General features: G+C 40.8%; 1 protein-coding gene. It reads right to left on the reverse strand.

What is annotated here, in order from left to right:
* Window positions 1-41: 41 nt before the first annotated feature.
* Window positions 42-255: ATP-binding protein (locus tag AAIG11_RS18310; RefSeq protein WP_343187567.1), on the reverse strand; the 214-nt coding region annotated here is incomplete at its 5' end.

A 255-nucleotide genomic window follows, 5' to 3' on the forward strand; every position in this document is an offset into this window, starting at 1 on the left:
GTTATCCATAGAATCCACAATTGCAGCAACTTAATAGCCTGTCACCCCTGCTCCATTCGATAAGATGGGTTGTTCATATTAAGGATGTGGGACCGAAAAGTAAGTCGATCCACCAATGCCGTAATCAATGTTGGGTTTTCGAAAAGCTCTGTCCATCTTGAAAATTCAAGATTGCTGCTGATCATAACACTACTTTTTTCCGCCCGGTCAGAGATGACTTTGAATAATAGTTCTGATTGATGTCGGTTGAAACTT

This window comes from Anoxynatronum sibiricum, from assembly GCF_039414295.1.
Lineage (GTDB): Bacteria > Bacillota > Clostridia > Peptostreptococcales > Tindalliaceae > Anoxynatronum > Anoxynatronum sibiricum.